Origin of the sequence: Amycolatopsis coloradensis (assembly GCF_001953865.1) — a bacterium.
GTDB classification, from domain to species: Bacteria; Actinomycetota; Actinomycetes; order Mycobacteriales; family Pseudonocardiaceae; genus Amycolatopsis; species Amycolatopsis coloradensis.
This window is the reverse complement of sequence record NZ_MQUQ01000020.1, coordinates 322,931-337,508: the sequence shown is the minus strand read 5'-3', so window position 1 is coordinate 337,508 and position 14,578 is coordinate 322,931. Positions and strand designations below refer to the sequence as shown.

General features: G+C 69.7%; 14 protein-coding genes. 4 read left to right on the top strand and 10 right to left on the bottom strand.

The genetic code is table 11. From position 1 onward, the window contains the following. Positions 1 to 2: 2 nt before the first annotated feature. Positions 3 to 974 (top strand): helix-turn-helix transcriptional regulator, encoded by a 972-nt coding sequence (locus BS329_RS34120; protein WP_076166474.1) that lies wholly within the window; start codon positions 3 to 5, stop codon positions 972 to 974. 151 nt (positions 975 to 1,125) lie between these two features. Here the strand turns inward: BS329_RS34120 and BS329_RS34115 are convergent, their stop codons facing one another. Next, positions 1,126 to 3,687 carry an ABC transporter substrate-binding protein gene (locus BS329_RS34115; RefSeq protein WP_158075853.1) on the bottom strand — a complete coding sequence of 854 codons (2,562 nt, stop codon included), beginning with the start codon at positions 3,685 to 3,687 and terminating at the stop codon, positions 1,126 to 1,128. Between BS329_RS34115 and BS329_RS43580 the strand changes: the two genes are divergently transcribed. After that, entirely contained in the window at positions 3,668 to 4,138 is a 471-nt protein-coding gene (locus BS329_RS43580; RefSeq protein ID WP_158075852.1) for a hypothetical protein, read from the top strand. The genes BS329_RS34115 and BS329_RS43580 overlap by 20 nt on opposite strands. Further along, on the top strand, positions 4,108 to 4,527 hold the full coding sequence (locus BS329_RS34110) for a DUF2000 domain-containing protein (protein WP_076166469.1): 420 nt from the start codon (positions 4,108 to 4,110) through the stop codon (positions 4,525 to 4,527). The genes BS329_RS43580 and BS329_RS34110 overlap by 31 nt, the downstream gene beginning before the upstream one ends. Before the next feature lie 109 nt (positions 4,528 to 4,636). Here BS329_RS34110 and BS329_RS34105 read toward each other — a convergent pair whose 3' ends face one another. Genes BS329_RS34105 through BS329_RS34065 form a run of 8 tightly spaced genes read right to left on the bottom strand, consistent with a single transcriptional unit; the run spans position 4,637 to position 12,086 of the window. Then, the gene (locus BS329_RS34105) at positions 4,637 to 5,698 is read right to left on the bottom strand and encodes a histidinol-phosphate transaminase (RefSeq protein ID WP_076166466.1); all 1,062 of its coding nucleotides are present in this window, start codon (positions 5,696 to 5,698) and stop codon (positions 4,637 to 4,639) included. Further along, positions 5,695 to 6,657: an ornithine cyclodeaminase family protein gene (locus BS329_RS34100; protein WP_076166465.1), complete on the bottom strand. Its 963-nt coding sequence runs from the start codon at positions 6,655 to 6,657 to the stop codon at positions 5,695 to 5,697. The genes BS329_RS34105 and BS329_RS34100 overlap by 4 nt, the downstream gene beginning before the upstream one ends. Before the next feature lie 10 nt (positions 6,658 to 6,667). Then, the gene (locus tag BS329_RS34095) at positions 6,668 to 7,276 is read right to left on the bottom strand and encodes a prephenate dehydratase domain-containing protein (protein WP_208619318.1); all 609 of its coding nucleotides are present in this window, start codon (positions 7,274 to 7,276) and stop codon (positions 6,668 to 6,670) included. Positions 7,277 to 7,295: 19 nt separating this feature from the next. Then, the gene (locus BS329_RS34090) at positions 7,296 to 8,270 is read right to left on the bottom strand and encodes a branched-chain amino acid transaminase (RefSeq protein ID WP_076166462.1); all 975 of its coding nucleotides are present in this window, start codon (positions 8,268 to 8,270) and stop codon (positions 7,296 to 7,298) included. A gap of 1 nt (position 8,271) precedes the next feature. Then, positions 8,272 to 9,690, bottom strand: coding sequence for a phenylacetate--CoA ligase family protein (locus tag BS329_RS34085; protein ID WP_076166460.1), 1,419 nt, complete (start codon positions 9,688 to 9,690; stop codon positions 8,272 to 8,274). Positions 9,691 to 9,705: 15 nt separating this feature from the next. Continuing rightward, positions 9,706 to 10,059, bottom strand: a complete 354-nt coding sequence (locus tag BS329_RS34080) for a Dabb family protein (protein ID WP_076166457.1) — start codon at positions 10,057 to 10,059, stop codon at positions 9,706 to 9,708. Beyond that, a complete protein-coding gene (locus BS329_RS34075; RefSeq protein ID WP_084750516.1) occupies positions 10,056 to 11,177 on the bottom strand; it encodes a chorismate mutase in 1,122 nt (373 codons plus the stop codon). The genes BS329_RS34080 and BS329_RS34075 overlap by 4 nt, the downstream gene beginning before the upstream one ends. 27 nt (positions 11,178 to 11,204) lie before the next feature. After that, positions 11,205 to 12,086: a phenylalanine 4-monooxygenase gene (locus tag BS329_RS34065; protein WP_076166455.1), complete on the bottom strand. Its 882-nt coding sequence runs from the start codon at positions 12,084 to 12,086 to the stop codon at positions 11,205 to 11,207. Positions 12,087 to 12,311: 225 nt separating this feature from the next. On the opposite strand from BS329_RS34065, the gene BS329_RS34060 reads away from it, so the two are divergent. Further along, positions 12,312 to 12,935, top strand: coding sequence for a LysE family translocator (locus tag BS329_RS34060; protein ID WP_076166452.1), 624 nt, complete (start codon positions 12,312 to 12,314; stop codon positions 12,933 to 12,935). Here BS329_RS34060 and BS329_RS34055 read toward each other — a convergent pair. After that, a complete protein-coding gene (locus BS329_RS34055) occupies positions 12,922 to 13,620 on the bottom strand; it encodes a response regulator (RefSeq protein ID WP_076166450.1) in 699 nt (232 codons plus the stop codon). The genes BS329_RS34060 and BS329_RS34055 overlap by 14 nt on opposite strands. Positions 13,621 to 14,578: the final 958 nt, after the last annotated feature.

The window sequence follows — 14,578 nt, the reverse complement described above, 5'->3', positions numbered from 1 at the left end:
GCATGCGCGCCGACCGGTTGGTCTCGCTGGTGCTGCTGCTGCGCCACCGCGGCAGGCTGTCCGCGGCCACGCTGGCCCGCGAACTGGAGGTGTCCACCCGCACCGTGCTGCGGGACATCGAGGCGCTGTCCGCGGCCGGGGTCCCGGTCTACGCCGAACGCGGCAGGCACGGCGGTTTCGCGTTGCTGCCCGGTTTCCAGACCGAACTCACCGGGCTGAACCACGACGAGGCGCTCGCCCTGCTGGTCGCCGGATCACGGCGTGGCGCGCAGGTGTTCGGCCTCGGCTCGGCGCTCGCTTCCGCCATGCTCAAGGTGGTCGACGCGCTGCCCGAAGGCCATCGGGACACCGCCGCGGGCGCGGCCCAGCGCCTGCTCATCGACCCGGAGACCGACCTCCTCGCCCGCCGCGTGGCCGCCGAAGAGGTACCCGACGCGATCGTGGCCGAGATCCGGCGCGCGGTGTTCGCCGGGCGCAAGCTGCGGATCCGCTACGCGGCCGCGGGCGGGAAACCACACTGGCGCACGGTGGATCCGATCGGCCTGGTCACCGTCCGCGAACAGGGTTACCTGCTGGCCACGAGGTCCGGTGAGGACCGCACCTACCGGCTGTCCCGGGTTTCGGCCGCCGAGGAACTCCCCGAACCCGCCGAACGAGCCGACCTGGTCAACCTGGACCGGGCCTGGCAGGAACGCGGCACACGGTTCCGGGCGGGCGGCGACCAGGTCACCGTGCGGGTGCGGCTGAACCCGGCGCGGCGGGAGGACCTGGTGGGCACCGCGCTGGCCGTCCTCTCCGAAGAAACCGACACCGACGGCTGGTTGCGGCTGGAGCTGACTTTCCAGGACTCGAGGCACGCCGAGTGGGCGCTGTGGCAGCTCGCCACCAACGCGGAAGCCCTTGCCCCGCCCTGGTTGCGCACCTCCCTGCGCGACCGCGCCGCCGCGGTCGCCACCACCTACGGAGTCTCGTGAGCGGCAATGTCGTGTCCGTGGGCGGGTGGCTCTGGGGAGTCCGGCTTCGTGATGTTGATGCAGTAAGGGGGCGAGTGGGAAAGATCCGGGACGCTGAACGTCCTGATTCCTCCACCGTCGACCCTCGGGCCGCTTTCTACCACTCACGACCTCACGCGTAGATGACCGCGAAGCAGGCCACGACCGCCAGAAGGTAGACGGGGTAACCGATACGGGCGGCTCTGCTCAGGGCTTGTTCGGCGTCGTCGCGTTTCGTCACGGCGAGGCGTTTGCGCACCATGGTGATCAGGACGCAGATCCCGGCGAGCAGGATGAACGAGTAGTAGCCCCATTCCAAGGCCACGATGTAACTGACCGAAGGGAGCTGGGAGGTCACGTTGTTGAGCAGGACCGCGGTGCTCAGTATCGCGGTGACGCCCATCGACACGGCGGCCCGGTCGTCGGCCGGTTTGAAGAACAGGCACAGGAACGTGACGCTGATCAGCAGCACCAGCGGCAGCAGGTTCTTGATCAGGAACGGCACGGTGTCCCGCTTGAGCACGATCTCACCCGCGTACTGGCTGTAGTAGATGCCGGCCGTGGTCCCGGTGGCCTGGCCGTCACCCAGCGCGTCACTGCTGCCGACGGTCTGCCGGTAGAACCGGACCGACGAGGCGACCCAGTTCGGCACCTGGTTGATGTCGGCGGTCGCATCGGCGCCGCTGCGCAGGTAGACCTCCGGGTCTTGGTCGAGGATCTCCTTGTCGGTCACGTACGAAACCTGGTCGGCGGTCTGGGTCCGGTTCTGCATCAGGACGGTGAGCCGCTGCCGGTCGAACGGGAAGTCCCGGAACTCCAGTGCGCTCTTGAAGCGGTCGGCCACCCGGTAGAGGCGGTAGGTGCGCCCGTTCTCGGTGACGTCGCGCAGCGGCTCCCCGAGCGTCAGATCGGGGCGGACCGCGTTCACGAACTGCACGTCGGCCGCGACGTGGCCGCCGGTGTACTTCAGCCAGACGAAGAAGTCGACGAAGTAGGTGCCAGCCGCGGTGTCCAGTTCGCGGATCTCGTTGATGTTGATCCCGGTGGCCACGACCTGACGGCGGCTGAGGTACCGGTTCTTGACCGCGATGACGGTGCCCTCCGCCACATCGGCCCTCAGGGAGTCCTCGGTCGGCGGCTCGTGGATCGTGAACTGGGTCGGCGCCGAGACGAACCGCGCCCCGTCGCTGGTCACCACGGACACCGCCATCTGTGCCGACCCGCTCGCGGTGAAGTACAACGGTCCCAGCAGCGCCGGGAAGGAGTTCTTCTTGTCCTTCAACGACGCCATCGTGTCGCGCACCCGTTTGCGGTCCTGCTCGCGGTGTTCCTCGCCGAAGTCGAGGTTTCCGACGCGCATCGCGTGCAAGCCGACGTTGACGGCTTGCCGGGCCGTCGCGGCCTGCCACTGCGGACGTTCCCCGTAGCGCCGCTCGTAACTGTCGGCCCAGACCTGGGCGGGCCCGGACAGCGAATCGTGGGCCAGCGGTGTCCCCATGAACAGGTTCCCGGTGAGCGAGCCCGGCAGGCCCCGCTTCCGTTCCGCGTCGACCAGGGAGGCGTGGAAGGCCCGCGAGCTGAGCGCCGAGACACCGACGACGGGCGCCGTGACGCCTGCCGAACGCAGCCCCTCGATCAGCTCCAGGCCGCTCTTCTCCTTGACGGCGAGCAGAATCGGTTCACGCGGGTCGTGTGTCCTGAGTTCGGTGATCGCGGCCCGGACCGACGCCGCGCGCGCTTCCGGGCCCATGGCGATCGGCAGATCGGCGGTCACGCGGCCGAATTCGCCGAACGACTCCAGGAAGGTCTCCCGGCCGGACCGGCCGTCCTCGTCCTCCTCGTGCACGACGGCCGCGGTGGCCGCACCGAGGACACGCGAGATGTAGACGGAGAGGAAGTCGCTCTGCGTCCGGTTGCCGAACATGCTGCGGAAATACCAGTCGCTGTCGTCGGTGATCTTCGACGCGCCCGCCGACGGGGTGACGGCCGGGATCCCGGCCTCCCGGTAGATCGGTGCCGCCGCGAGCGAGGTGTCGCTGCCGGCGTGCCCGATCACGTACATCACCTTGTTCTCGCGGACGATCCGCCGCGCGATGCCGACAGCCGTGGCCACGGTGTCCTCGTCGTCGTAGACGAGCAGTTCCACCGGACGCCCGTCGACGCCGCCCTCGGCGTTGACGGTGTCGAGGTGCATCCGCACCGCGCGCTCCATATGCGACGCCGCCACGGCGTTGTCCCCGGTCATTCCCGCCACCAGCGCCACCTGGACCGGCTCGACCCGATCGTCCCCCGACGCCGCCCACACCCCGAGTACCGAGAGCAGGACGACCACGACCGCGCCGACGGCGACCCACCGTGTCGTGCGACCGCGGCCGGGTACGACCGTGGCCGTGGCGGGCGGCGACGGGTCGATCAGATCGGCGACCTCGGCGGGCGGCGTCGCCGGAACGGCCGCCACCGCCCTGCGGGCGCGGGCGGTCGCCGAATCGACCTTGATCGCGTAGGCCCGGTCGAGACAGAACCGCCGCTCGCCGTCGTCGGTGACCAGCTCGGCGAGCCAGCGCCACGCGGGCTCGTAGTCGTAGTCCTGCGCGAGGGCGGCGCCCAGCAGTTCGCGGGCACGCACCGGATCCGACTCACCCAGCTCGATCGCCTGATGGGTGAGGGTGGCCGCCGTGTCAGACCTCTCCGGCAAGATTCGGACCTCCGAGGCGTTGATCAACTGGTGCGCCCACCGTAAACAGCCGTCCGCCACCCGATCGAGAAACCTCGCCCCACGCATTCGGCGGGTCTGGTATTTCATCGATATTTGGCAGCCGGGACTTCATCCGGCCGCCGGTTTTTCGCGTCCGGCGCCTTTTGGCCGCCGTGAATTCACCGGTGCGGTCTTCGTGAAAGCGAGTGAGGACGGGATAGTCGACGGCACCGGTATCGAAGAGAGCCGCCGCGCGCGAAGCCCTGAACGCGATGTGCCGGCGCGGCGAACCTGGCGATCGTGGAGGCGGCCCGGCAGGTCGCCGAACGCCACGGCGCGACCACGTACCCGCGCTCCCCCGCCGGTTCGGTTCGAGGACGCCTCGAAATCGGCCGGGATCACCATTGGTAAGGTGGAATCATGGCGATTGACGCACCGGAAAAATGTGTGATCGTTGTCGATGGGGAGTTGCCCGTCGGCTTGGCGCTCAACACGGCGGCCATCCTCTCCCTCACCGTCGGCAGGCACGTGGACGGCGTGCTCGGCGACGACGTCAAGGACGCGGACGGGTTCGTGCACCGGGGTATCACCAGCATCCCCGTGCCGATCCTCAAGGGCGACACGGAAACGCTGGCCTCGCTCGTGGTGCGGGCGGCGGCGGTGCCGTCGGTGTTCGTCGTCGATTTCACGCGCACGGCGCAGACTTCACGCACCTACGACGAGTACACCTCACGCATGTCCGAAAGCGGCACGGCCGAACTGCCCTACGTGGGCGTTGCCGTCGCGGGGCCACGCAAAGCGGTGGACAAACTCGTGGGCAGTTTCGCGCTGTATCGCTGAGTATCGAGACTGCGCCGGGCTGAACAGGAGTTTCAGTCGATGCGGGAAAGCTCGAGCGGGGAAGATTCCGGGCGTTCGACGTCCGGAATCTTCCCCGCTCGGCTGTCCCTCATGCCGCGGCGAAAACCGTCTCCAGCACGCCGACGACGGCGGCGTTGGCCTCCGCCGTCCCGACCGTCAGGCGGATGCCGACGCCGGGGTACAGGCGGGTCAGCAGACCGGCCCGCTCCAGTACCGCGGCCACCTCGTCCGCCCGGGATTCCAGTGGCAGCCAAAGGAAGTTCGTGTCGCTGGGCGGCACCGGCACACCGCGTTCCACCAGTGCCGCGCGCAAAGCGTCCCGGTCCGCCTTGAGCGTGGCCACCCGTTCCGACAACTCCGGCTCCGCCGCGAGAGAGGCCAGTGCCGCGCGGACCCCGATCCCGCCGACGCCGCACGGAACGGCGCATTTGCGCAGGGCCGCGCTGATCGCCGGTCGCGCCACTCCGTAACCCACGCGCAGCCCCGCCAAGCCGTACGCCTTCGAGAATGTCCGCAGCGCCACCACGTTCGGGTACTCGCGGTACAGCTCGACGCCGTCCACCGCCGACGTGCTGTACTCGCGGTACGCCTCGTCCAGCACCACCAGCACCGACTCGGGCACGGCGGACAGGAACGCCGACAACCCGTCCGCGTCGACGGACGTACCGGTCGGATTGTTGGGATCGCAGAGGAACACGGCCCGCGTGCGCGGCGTGACGCGGTCCGCGATCGCCGCCAGGTCGTGCACTCCGTCCCGCAGCGGCACCGGTACCGGCCGCGCCCCGGCGATCCGGGCCACGATCGGGAACGCCTCGAACGACGGCCACGCGTACACGACCTCGTCGCCCGGCTCCAAAATCGCCTGCGCCACCTGCTGGTAGATCCCCACCGAACCCGGACCGGTCACCACGTCGCTCTCCGGCACGCCCAGCCGCGCGGCGAGTGCCGCCACCAGTTCGCCCGGCACGATCTCCGGATAGTGGTGCGCGGTCAGCGCCGCCCGCGAGATCTCCGCCAGCACCGAAGGCAGTGGCGCGTAAGGGTTCTCGTTGAGGAACAACCGATGCGACACGCCCTCCGCCCTGGCCACCGGTGGTTTCGGCACGTACAGCGGCACCTCGTCCAGTGCCGCGCGGGGAACCGGGGTCACGACGTCTCCTCCAGCGCGGCGCGGGCCACGTAGAAGCCCGACATGGTGTCCTGGACGGCCAAACCGAGCGACTTGTAGAGCGTGGTCTCGTCCGGACCGCCCCGGCCGGGATGCCGCCCGAGCAGCACTTCGCCGAGTTCGGCCCGCACGTGCTCCGGCCCGATCAGGCCCTCGGCCAGCGGGGCGCGCAGGTCACCGGACTCGGCCGCCGCCGATTCCCGGCTGTCCACGAACACCGCCGCACCGGCCACGGTCTCCGACGACAGCTCGCGCGCGTCGGCGAACGAGCCGCCCACCACATTGAGGTGCGCGCCGGGCGCCACCCAGTCCGCCTCGACGATCGGTTCGCGGGCCGCGGTGGTCGTGCACACCAGATCCGCCCCGGCGAGCGCCGACCGCACGTCCGGCGCGACCTCCACGTCGATGCCGAGGCCCTCGGCCCACGTGCGGTAGTCCTCGGCGTGCGCGCGGGTCCGCGACCACACCCGGACCCGCCGCAGCTTGCGCACCACGGCCAGCGCCCGCAGATGGCTGCGCCCTTGCACACCCGAGCCGAGTACGGCGAGGTCGCCCGCGTCGGGCGGTGCCAGCACGTCGGTGGCCACCGCCGACACGGCGGCCGTGCGGGTGGCGGTGATCGCGCCCGCGTCCATCACGGCCAGCGGTCGTCCGGTGTCCGGGTCGAACACCATCACCACCCCGATGTGCAGATCCAGGCCACGCGCGGGGTTCTCCGGTTTGAGAACCATCGCCTTGAGGCCGAACCCGGCGTGGCCGTCGCCGGCCACGTGGCACGGCATGGTGCCCAGCAGCCCCGTTTCGGTCGGTGGGCGCAGGATCGTGCGCAGCGGCTGGCTCACCTGCCCCGCGCTGTAGCGGCGCATCGCCTCCGCCATCAGGTCGATCGCCGCGTCGACCGGGTACAGCCGGTGGACGTCGTGTTCGTCGAGGAAGAGCATGTGTCTCCGTTCAGTCCCGGGCGGCGACGAACACCGACCACAGCATCCGGATCGTGCGGGTGCGCGAGACGAACTCCAGGTCGTGCGCCGCCACCGCCGGCTGCGTCGTGAGGGCCAGATCCACCAAACCGTCGCGGACGGCGATCGCGGCGGCGCTGGTGGAGTGCACCTTGACCGCCTCGTGGCCGGAGAACCGCTCCGGCAGCAGCTGGGTGATCAGCGCCAGTGGCGCGGGGTGCGTGGCGACGCGCGGCCGGTCCGTCAGCACCTCCCGGTCCCGGCGGCGCGCCAGGCCGTACAGCGGCGTGTCCCGGATGAACGCGCTGGCCAGCGCCAGCCTGGTGTCCATGTAGTAGTCGTTGACGCCGGAATACGCGCTGGCCACGACGACATGGCTCACGTCGCCGGCCCGCAACGCGTCCGCGGCTTCCTCGTAGGTGCCGAAAAGCCTGATCTCGGGCGGGCCGTCGGCGCCGAAGGTGCGCCACACGTGGCGCGCCGCCTGTTCGCTGCTCGTCCCCGCCGGGCCCAGCGTGCCGACGGCCTTCACGGGCACGTCGCCGCCCGACAGGACAGCCAGGCGAGGTTCGGCCAACAACACCGGTTCTGCCACAGACATGTCGCTCTCCCAATTCAGTTCAGGGCACGCGCACGCGGGTGATCCAGTGCTCGTGCCGATCGTCCGAGCCCCGCACCAGGTCGTGGTAGCGGCGCCGAAGTCCGGTGGTGACGGGGCCGGGTTCGCCGTCGCCGACATCCCGGCCCGCGATCTCGACGACGGGCGTGACCCCCAGGCCCGTGCCGGTGAGGAAGACCTCGTCCGCCAGCAGGAGGTCGGCCGGTTGCAGCGGCCGTTCCGCGTAGCCGAGGCCGAGTTCCGCCGCGAGCACCCGCACGGTGTCGCGGGTGATGCCTTCGAGGATGTCGGCGTCGGGCGGTGGGGTGAGCAGCTCTTCGCCGCGCACGGCGAACACGTTGGCCGTGCTCGCCTCCGCCACGCCACCGCGCTCGTTGAGCAGGATCGCGTCGTCGTAACCCGCCGCCCGCGCTTCGTCCACGGCCAGCGCGTTGTTCAAGTAGGCCCCGGTCGCCTTGGCACGCACCGGAAGCGACCGGCCGGTCGGCCGGGTCCACGAGCTGATCGAGCAGCGCACGCCCGCCGTCGGCGAGTAGTCGCCCAGCGCGAACGCGATCACCGACAACGCGTCGGAGTTGCCGCGCAACGACACCCCCGGCCGCGTCCCTGGCAGCAGGCGGTACTTGTACGCCAACGGCCTGATGTAGGTGTCACTCGCCGACCCGTTGCGGGACAACAGTTCGACGACCAGTGCCATCAGCTCGTCCACGTCGTGCGGCAGGTCGATGCGCAGCAACCGGCACGAGCGCGCGAACCGCTCCAGGTGGTCACGCAGGCGGAACACCGCCAGCTCCGGCCGTCCTGGCACCACATGCGCCCTGATGCCTTCGAACACGCCCGTGCCGTAGTGCAGGCCCTGGGTGGTGACCGGCACCGTGGCCTCGGCGATCGGTACGAAACCGTCCAGGTGGTACGCCCACGCCGTCGTCGCGGGCCGCGCCTCGGTCCGCGATCCGTCCGACACCTCCGCGGTCACGTCAGGTCCTCGCGGAGGCGAGGGACGCCGCGGCGGCCGTCTCCCCGTCGGTGTCCGCGCCGGACCGGTTGTCCACCACGCGGGCGGCCTTCCAGCTCACCATCGCGCCCGTGCCGGTGATGCTGCCGAACCTGTCGTGGCCCACGCTCACCTCGACGCCCAGTACGTCCCGGCAGTGGTCGGCGATCTCCGGATCGACGCGCGGCGGCTCGTCCGCGGCCGCCTCCAGGCGCAGCGACAGCCGGTCCGCGCCGGACTCGTCGCGGTCGAGCACCACCTGGTAGTCCAGGTAGCCCCGCACGTGGCCGAGCAGCAGGTTCTCCAGGTCGTAGCCACTGATCCGCCGTCCGCCGATGACCAGTTCGTCCCGCGTGCGGCCCAGCACCTCCAGCCGGTCGGCGGGCAGCGTCGCACCGGCGTCGCCGCGGGTGAGGCGCACCAGGTCGCCCGTGCGGTAACGCACCAGTGGCTTCGCGCCCTGGTACAGCGAGGTGACGACGAGTTCCCCGAGTGTCACGTCCCCGGTTCCGGTGGCAGGCTCGCCCGTGGCCGGGTCGACGACCTCGTAGTGGTTGATCAGCGGTGCCGTGTACAGCCCGCCGTCCTCACCCGCCGCGCCCAGCACCGACGCCTCCTGCGAGGCGTACAGCGCGTTGTACGCCCGCGCGCCCCACAACTCACCTATGTTGGCCAGCAGTTCCGGCGACGCCAGCTCGCCGGTCAGCATCAGCACCCGCACCCGCAGATCCCGGCGCGGGTCGAGCCCGGCCGCGTGCAGCCGCTTCGCCAGCGACAACGCCATGCCCGGTGTGCAGAACAGCCCCGTGATCCCCAGGTCGCGCAGCACCGCCACCGCCCGGTCGAAGCCGACCATCGGCGAATGCGGCCACATCTTCGCCACGGCGAGGCCCAGATTCCGGCACACGTCGCCGAACGTGTCACCGAACGCGTGCAACTCGGTCGGCCCGGACACGCCGATCACCTGATCGTCGCCGTACCGCCGGAAGATCGTGTCGTAGTGGACGGTCAGCGCCGTGTTGTTGGCCAGACTGTCCACGTTGTCGCGCGGACACGGCGTGGCCGCCCCGGTGGTGCCCGTCGTCTCGTAGAAGATCCACGCCTTGGACAACGGCCGGGACAGGATGTCGTGCTGGGCCGCGCGCAGGTCGTCTTTCGTCGTGAACGGCACCGCACGCCACGCCGCACCGGTCGACGACGTGATGTCCGCGGTGCGCACGTCCGCCAACTGCCTGCCGTAGAACGGCGAATTCGCCCGCACATAGTCCACAGTGGACTTGAGTTCGGTGACGCGGTGCGCCTCCAGCCTGGCCGCGTCCCACCGGCCGGCGGCGAAGTCGCGGTGGTCGTCACGCAACCGCCGGGCCACCTCGGCCAGTTCCTCGTTGAAGATCGTGAACATGCCTCTCCCTCGTGGTCAGCGCACGGCGGCGGCGTCGGCGGCGTCGTCGGCGGCGTGGGACACGACCGTCGCGTCCCGCTCGACCACGTCGGCGATCACCCAGTCACTGATCTCCCGCCAGACCGCGATGGCTTCCTGGTGGAACGGGTGCGTCATGTACCTGTCCAGCGCGGCCTCGTCCTCCACCAGCCCGATCACCACGAAGTCGTAGGCGACCGGCCGGTCCGAGAAGTTCTGCCCCGCGTACCAGTAGCGCAGGTCGGGCACCTCGTCGCCGACCCGGCGCGCCATGGACTCGGCGAGGGGCACTCGCGGGTCGTCCCGGGTCACCCCGTCCTTGAGCTTGAACAGCACGATGTGCCGGATCATGCGGCTCCTCCGAAGAAAGTGAGGTCGGCGCCCTCGGGCACGGCTCCGTGCCGCGCCGCGAGTTTCGCGAAATGCCGGATACCGGCGAGATGCCGTTCGCCCAGCGTGTGGTCGAGGGTCGCGAGGTAGCGGGACATTTCCTCGCGGGTGAACAAACCGCTGCCCGCCAGCGATTCCGCCACCTCGTCGAGCTGACGCACGCCCTGGCGCGCGGCCTCCAGCAGCGTGGCGTGGGCGGCGGACACGTCCGCCGGACGGCGTGCGGCCGTGGAACGGCGAACCGCCCACACCGCGAACACCATCGGCAAGCCCGTCCAGTCCCGCCACAGCGTGCCAAGATCGTGCACGCGCAGCCCCGGACGCGGGTGCAGCGTCTCGACCAGCGCCGCGTCGCCGATCAGCACCGCGGCGTCGGCACCGCGCAGCATGTCCGCCAGCACGGGCGGCTCCACGCGGTATTCGGCGGTCACCCCGGCCCACTCGGTGAGCAGGATCGTCGCGAGCAGCGCCGCCGTGCGGCTGGTCGAGCCGAGCGCGACGCGTCCGCCGTCCAGGTCCTCGAGCGGTCCGCGGGTGAAGAGCTGACACGACAGCACTTCGCCGTCGCTGCCGATCGCCAGATCCGGCAGCGCCAGCAGCCGGTCGTGGTTGCGCAGGTACTCGACGAGGCTGATCGGCGCGACGTCCACCTCGCCGGCCAGCAGCGCCGCCGCCATCGCTTCCGGTGAGCCGGTCTCCACCGGCCGCTCCCCGAGTCCCCAGCGCACCGCGCCGCAGTTGGCGAATGTGAACGCCCCCAGCCGCAACGGCCGGGTGTCCGATTCCTTCGCCTGCTCGAGGGTGGCCTGCTCGCGCTCCGCGCCGAGCCTGCCCCGGCAGATCTCCAGCACCGTCGAGCCCAGCGCCGATCCGGCGGTGCCGAACGCGGTGCGGTAGCGGCGGAAGATCTCCAGTTCCCGCGCGGTGTCCGTGCGCACGCCACCGGTCGCGATCCGGTCCCGCTGGATCCCGGCCGAGATCCGCTTGCGCTCGGCGATCAGCGCGATGAGCTTCGCGTCGAGATCGTCTATTCGGCTGCGCGCCGGTGTCACGGGCGCGTGGTCCTGCTGTGTGGTCATATCCGAACCCCAGTCACGGTAGAGCGGTCAGAACGACACCCCGAGGCGATCGGGGGTCTCGTCGTCCACGGTCAGCAGGAAATCGCCGAAGAAGTCGTGCACGTGGTCGATGGACCGTGCCGCGAACAGCACCTGCTGGTAGGCGGTGATGTCGTATTCGGTGGTCACCATCCCGGTCAGGTCGAGCGGGCGGATGTCGGCCTTGCGGAAGTTCTCCAGTTCCCCGAACGAGGACAGCAGCCCGGCGCCGTACGCGCGGGGGCGGCCGTCCTGCTCGACCACGCCGTACTCCAGCGTGAACCAGAAGACCCGCGAGATCACCTCGATCGTGCGGGGGCTTTCGACCCGTCGCACCGCCTCACCCGTCAACCGGTAGAGCTCGGCGACCTTGGCGTTGCCCAGCGCGGGCGAGTGGCCGATCAGCTCGTGCACCACGTCCGCCTCCGGCGAGAAGAACGGCTGCGAGTGATGCCGGATGAACTGCGCGGCATAGAACTTCTCGTCGGCGAGCACTCCGTAGAACTGCTCGATCGGCACGAACCCGACGGCGGGGGTCAGCGAGTACCCGGTCAGGCGGCGCAACCGGTCGTTGACCTCCTCCAGCTGCGGGACGTGGTCGGTGGGCAGGTCCAGCGCGGCGGCCCACTCGACGACGTCGGACGCCGCGTACTCCTTGTGCCGCTCGGCGAGCGACCGCTGGATGGTGCGCCACGTCTCGTCGTCGTGTTCGTGATAATCGACATGCGGAGCGGGCGTGCCGAGAACGTGTTCCGCACCGAGGAAGGCGATACGGTTGCGCCGGCGCGTGTAATCCTCGTCGCCGTGGGCCGGGTGGCCGGCCGGGAACGCGTAACGCGGGTATCCCGACTCGTCATAGGTCATCGGCGCGTACAGGGCGGGATCATCCATTTTTCACAACCCGGTGTTTTCACTCGGGGGAACCCGGACACACGAGTCGGCCGGAATTCGCGGAGCAGGTTCCCGGAAATCGAGGACCCGGCAAACGTATGTGCCGCTTACATTTATCGTCAACGCCACCCGGTGCGAATCACCGGGGTGGCGCACTTGGGAAAGTTTCCCAAGTTTCCCAACCGCCGCCGGACGCGCCGGCGCGGGTTAGGCTATCGTTGACGCATGTTCACGACGATTGCGGCATTCGCCGGCGTGGCATTGCTGGCGACTCTGATTCCCGGTCCGGACACGGCGGTGGTCATCAAGAACTCGATGGGGCGCGGGCGCCGGGCGGCGCTGGCCACCGCCGCCGGCTGCAGTACCGGCCAGGTCGGCTGGGGTATCGCGTCGATCGCCGGAATAGCCGCGCTGCTCGCGACCTCGGTCATCGCGTTCACCGTGCTGAAATGGATCGGCGCGATCTACCTGTGCTATATCGGCGTCCGCTCGCTGATCAGCGCGCTGCGTTCGAAGCAGACCGCGGCCGAGCAGGACGTCGCCGCACCCGCGAGCGTCGCCTCGTCCTACCGCGACGGCCTGTTCACCAACGCGCTCAACCCGAAAACGGCTTTGTTCATGTCCGCGCTGCTGCCGCAGTTCACCGGCCCCGGCGAACCCTGGTGGACGCCGGGGGTGCTGGTCGCGGTGACGGCCGTCGTCAGCTTCTCCTGCATGGCCGCGTACGCGCTGGTGTTCGCCAAGCTCGGCGACGTGCTGCGGCGGCCGGCCGTGCGGCGCACGGTCGACGGGACGATGGGTGGCGTGCTGGTGAGCTTCGGTGTCGGCCTGGCGTTCAGCCAGGCATGAGGAGCGTCCAGCGATAGAGGTGCCGGGGGCGGCCGGTTTTGCCGTACTCCACGGACATCACGGCCTCGCCCCGGTCGACCAGCTGATTGAGGTAACGCCGGGTCGCGACCGCCGACAGGTTGCACAGGGTGCCGACCTCGGACGCCGACAGCGGCACCCGCCGCTCCCGCAACGCCTTCGCGACCAGGTCCAACGTCGTGCCGACGGCCTTTCTGCCGGCGGCGCGGGCCGCGGGGCCGGGCAGCACGTCCGCCTCGCGCTCGTCCGGCGGTTCGCGCGGGTCCTTGGGCTCGGCAAGATGCCACCGGTACGTCCAGCTCTCCAGCAGAACGCGCAACGCGTGCGGCTCGACCGGTGCGACCAGGCAGGCGAACACCCCGAGCCGGACCGCGTCCAGCACGACGTCCGCCCCGGGCCGGTCCACGACCATCAGGACGTCGCACTGATGCCGTCCGCGCATCCGTTTCAGCGCGTGGAGTGCCTCCACCCCGTCGGAGTCGCAGTGCATGATCGCCAGGTCCGGGCTCAGGGCGTCGACCACGCCGGAGATACCGTCACCGGGGAGCACCGCGCCGGCGACCTCCAAGCCGCCGACCGACTGGACGCCGTCCAGAGTCGCCGCGAGGTCGTCGGGGCCGCCCACGACGAGCACCTTCGCCCGTGCGCGAACGGCGATCGGAAGCAAAGACGCAGCATACGAAACCTCGGCCACTTGCCGTATCCCCCTGGACGACTGGGTAAACGTTTCATTCCGTACCCGGCGGCGTTTCAGACCCACCGGCCAGGCAATGCGACACTACTGGCGGCAGGTGGCCTCATCCACGGACTGGGAATCGGCCGATTGAGGAAAAACACGAGGACCGGCGCGGCGAAACCATGACCGATCGATCGGCTTTCCGCGCCCCGCTGCCCGGAATATTTCATCATGCGCTCTTGCCGGGACATTCGTCGGCCCGACCGAACTCCACAGACAGGTTCTCACCCGCCGCGGAAACTACGGCTCAAGCTTCGCGCGTACTCGTCGCTCGACGCCGTTCACTCTATTCCCAGACCCCATAGCCCCAGTTGATGTTCACCCGTTCTTCAACCGTGAATTCGAGATGTCCACCTTTCCGGCAGGTGACGATATAATGCGATCAATATGCGGCCAGAAGGCGGATATATTCGTTCGTGATCCTTCCCCGCGGTGCCGAGTCTGCCATGTCGAGTTCACGGCTTACTGCGTCCAAACGGGTGAAAGCAAATACGTTTCCCGCTGCCCTCCGTGACTTCTTCTGAAGAAGACGTAGCACGGGCACGCACCGCGGCTCAACAGCACTTCTTCGCTTCTTCGCACCCTGGGCGCCATCCAGATACGACTATCGCTGCCACGTTATCCCGACGATACGATTTCTGGCTTCCGCACCGCTCTACCGGCCGTCGCCGTGCTCGCCGGGGAAGTGCGTTTACGGCTCGTCGACCGAATTCCCCGACGGCGGCCCCTGCGGCGAGGACGCGTCTGGCGTCGCGGTCGCGCACGGTTCTGCCGGTCCGGTGACGGTGGCCGGACGGGAAGCCTCGCGGCGAGCGCGGTCGAGCAGATCCGAGTCTTGGCGCCGGCACTACCATCCCGTGTCCGCAGGGAGGGAGACATCGTGCGGAAA

Excerpts from the sequence above, each read along its gene's own strand:
- BS329_RS34120 (WP_076166474.1), top strand. The coding sequence starts at position 3 with ATGCGCGCCGACCGGTTGGTCTCGCTGGTGCTGCTGCTGCGCCACCGC.
- BS329_RS34060 (WP_076166452.1), top strand. The coding sequence starts at position 12,312 with ATGTTCACGACGATTGCGGCATTCGCCGGCGTGGCATTGCTGGCGACT.
- BS329_RS34065 (WP_076166455.1), bottom strand. The coding sequence starts at position 12,086 with ATGGATGATCCCGCCCTGTACGCGCCGATGACCTATGACGAGTCGGGA.
- BS329_RS34080 (WP_076166457.1), bottom strand. The coding sequence starts at position 10,059 with ATGATCCGGCACATCGTGCTGTTCAAGCTCAAGGACGGGGTGACCCGG.
- BS329_RS34075 (WP_084750516.1), bottom strand. The coding sequence starts at position 11,177 with ATGACCACACAGCAGGACCACGCGCCCGTGACACCGGCGCGCAGCCGA.
- BS329_RS34095 (WP_208619318.1), bottom strand. The coding sequence starts at position 7,276 with ATGTCTGTGGCAGAACCGGTGTTGTTGGCCGAACCTCGCCTGGCTGTC.
- BS329_RS34085 (WP_076166460.1), bottom strand. The coding sequence starts at position 9,690 with ATGTTCACGATCTTCAACGAGGAACTGGCCGAGGTGGCCCGGCGGTTG.
- BS329_RS34100 (WP_076166465.1), bottom strand. The coding sequence starts at position 6,657 with ATGCTCTTCCTCGACGAACACGACGTCCACCGGCTGTACCCGGTCGAC.
- BS329_RS34110 (WP_076166469.1), top strand. The coding sequence starts at position 4,108 with ATGGCGATTGACGCACCGGAAAAATGTGTGATCGTTGTCGATGGGGAG.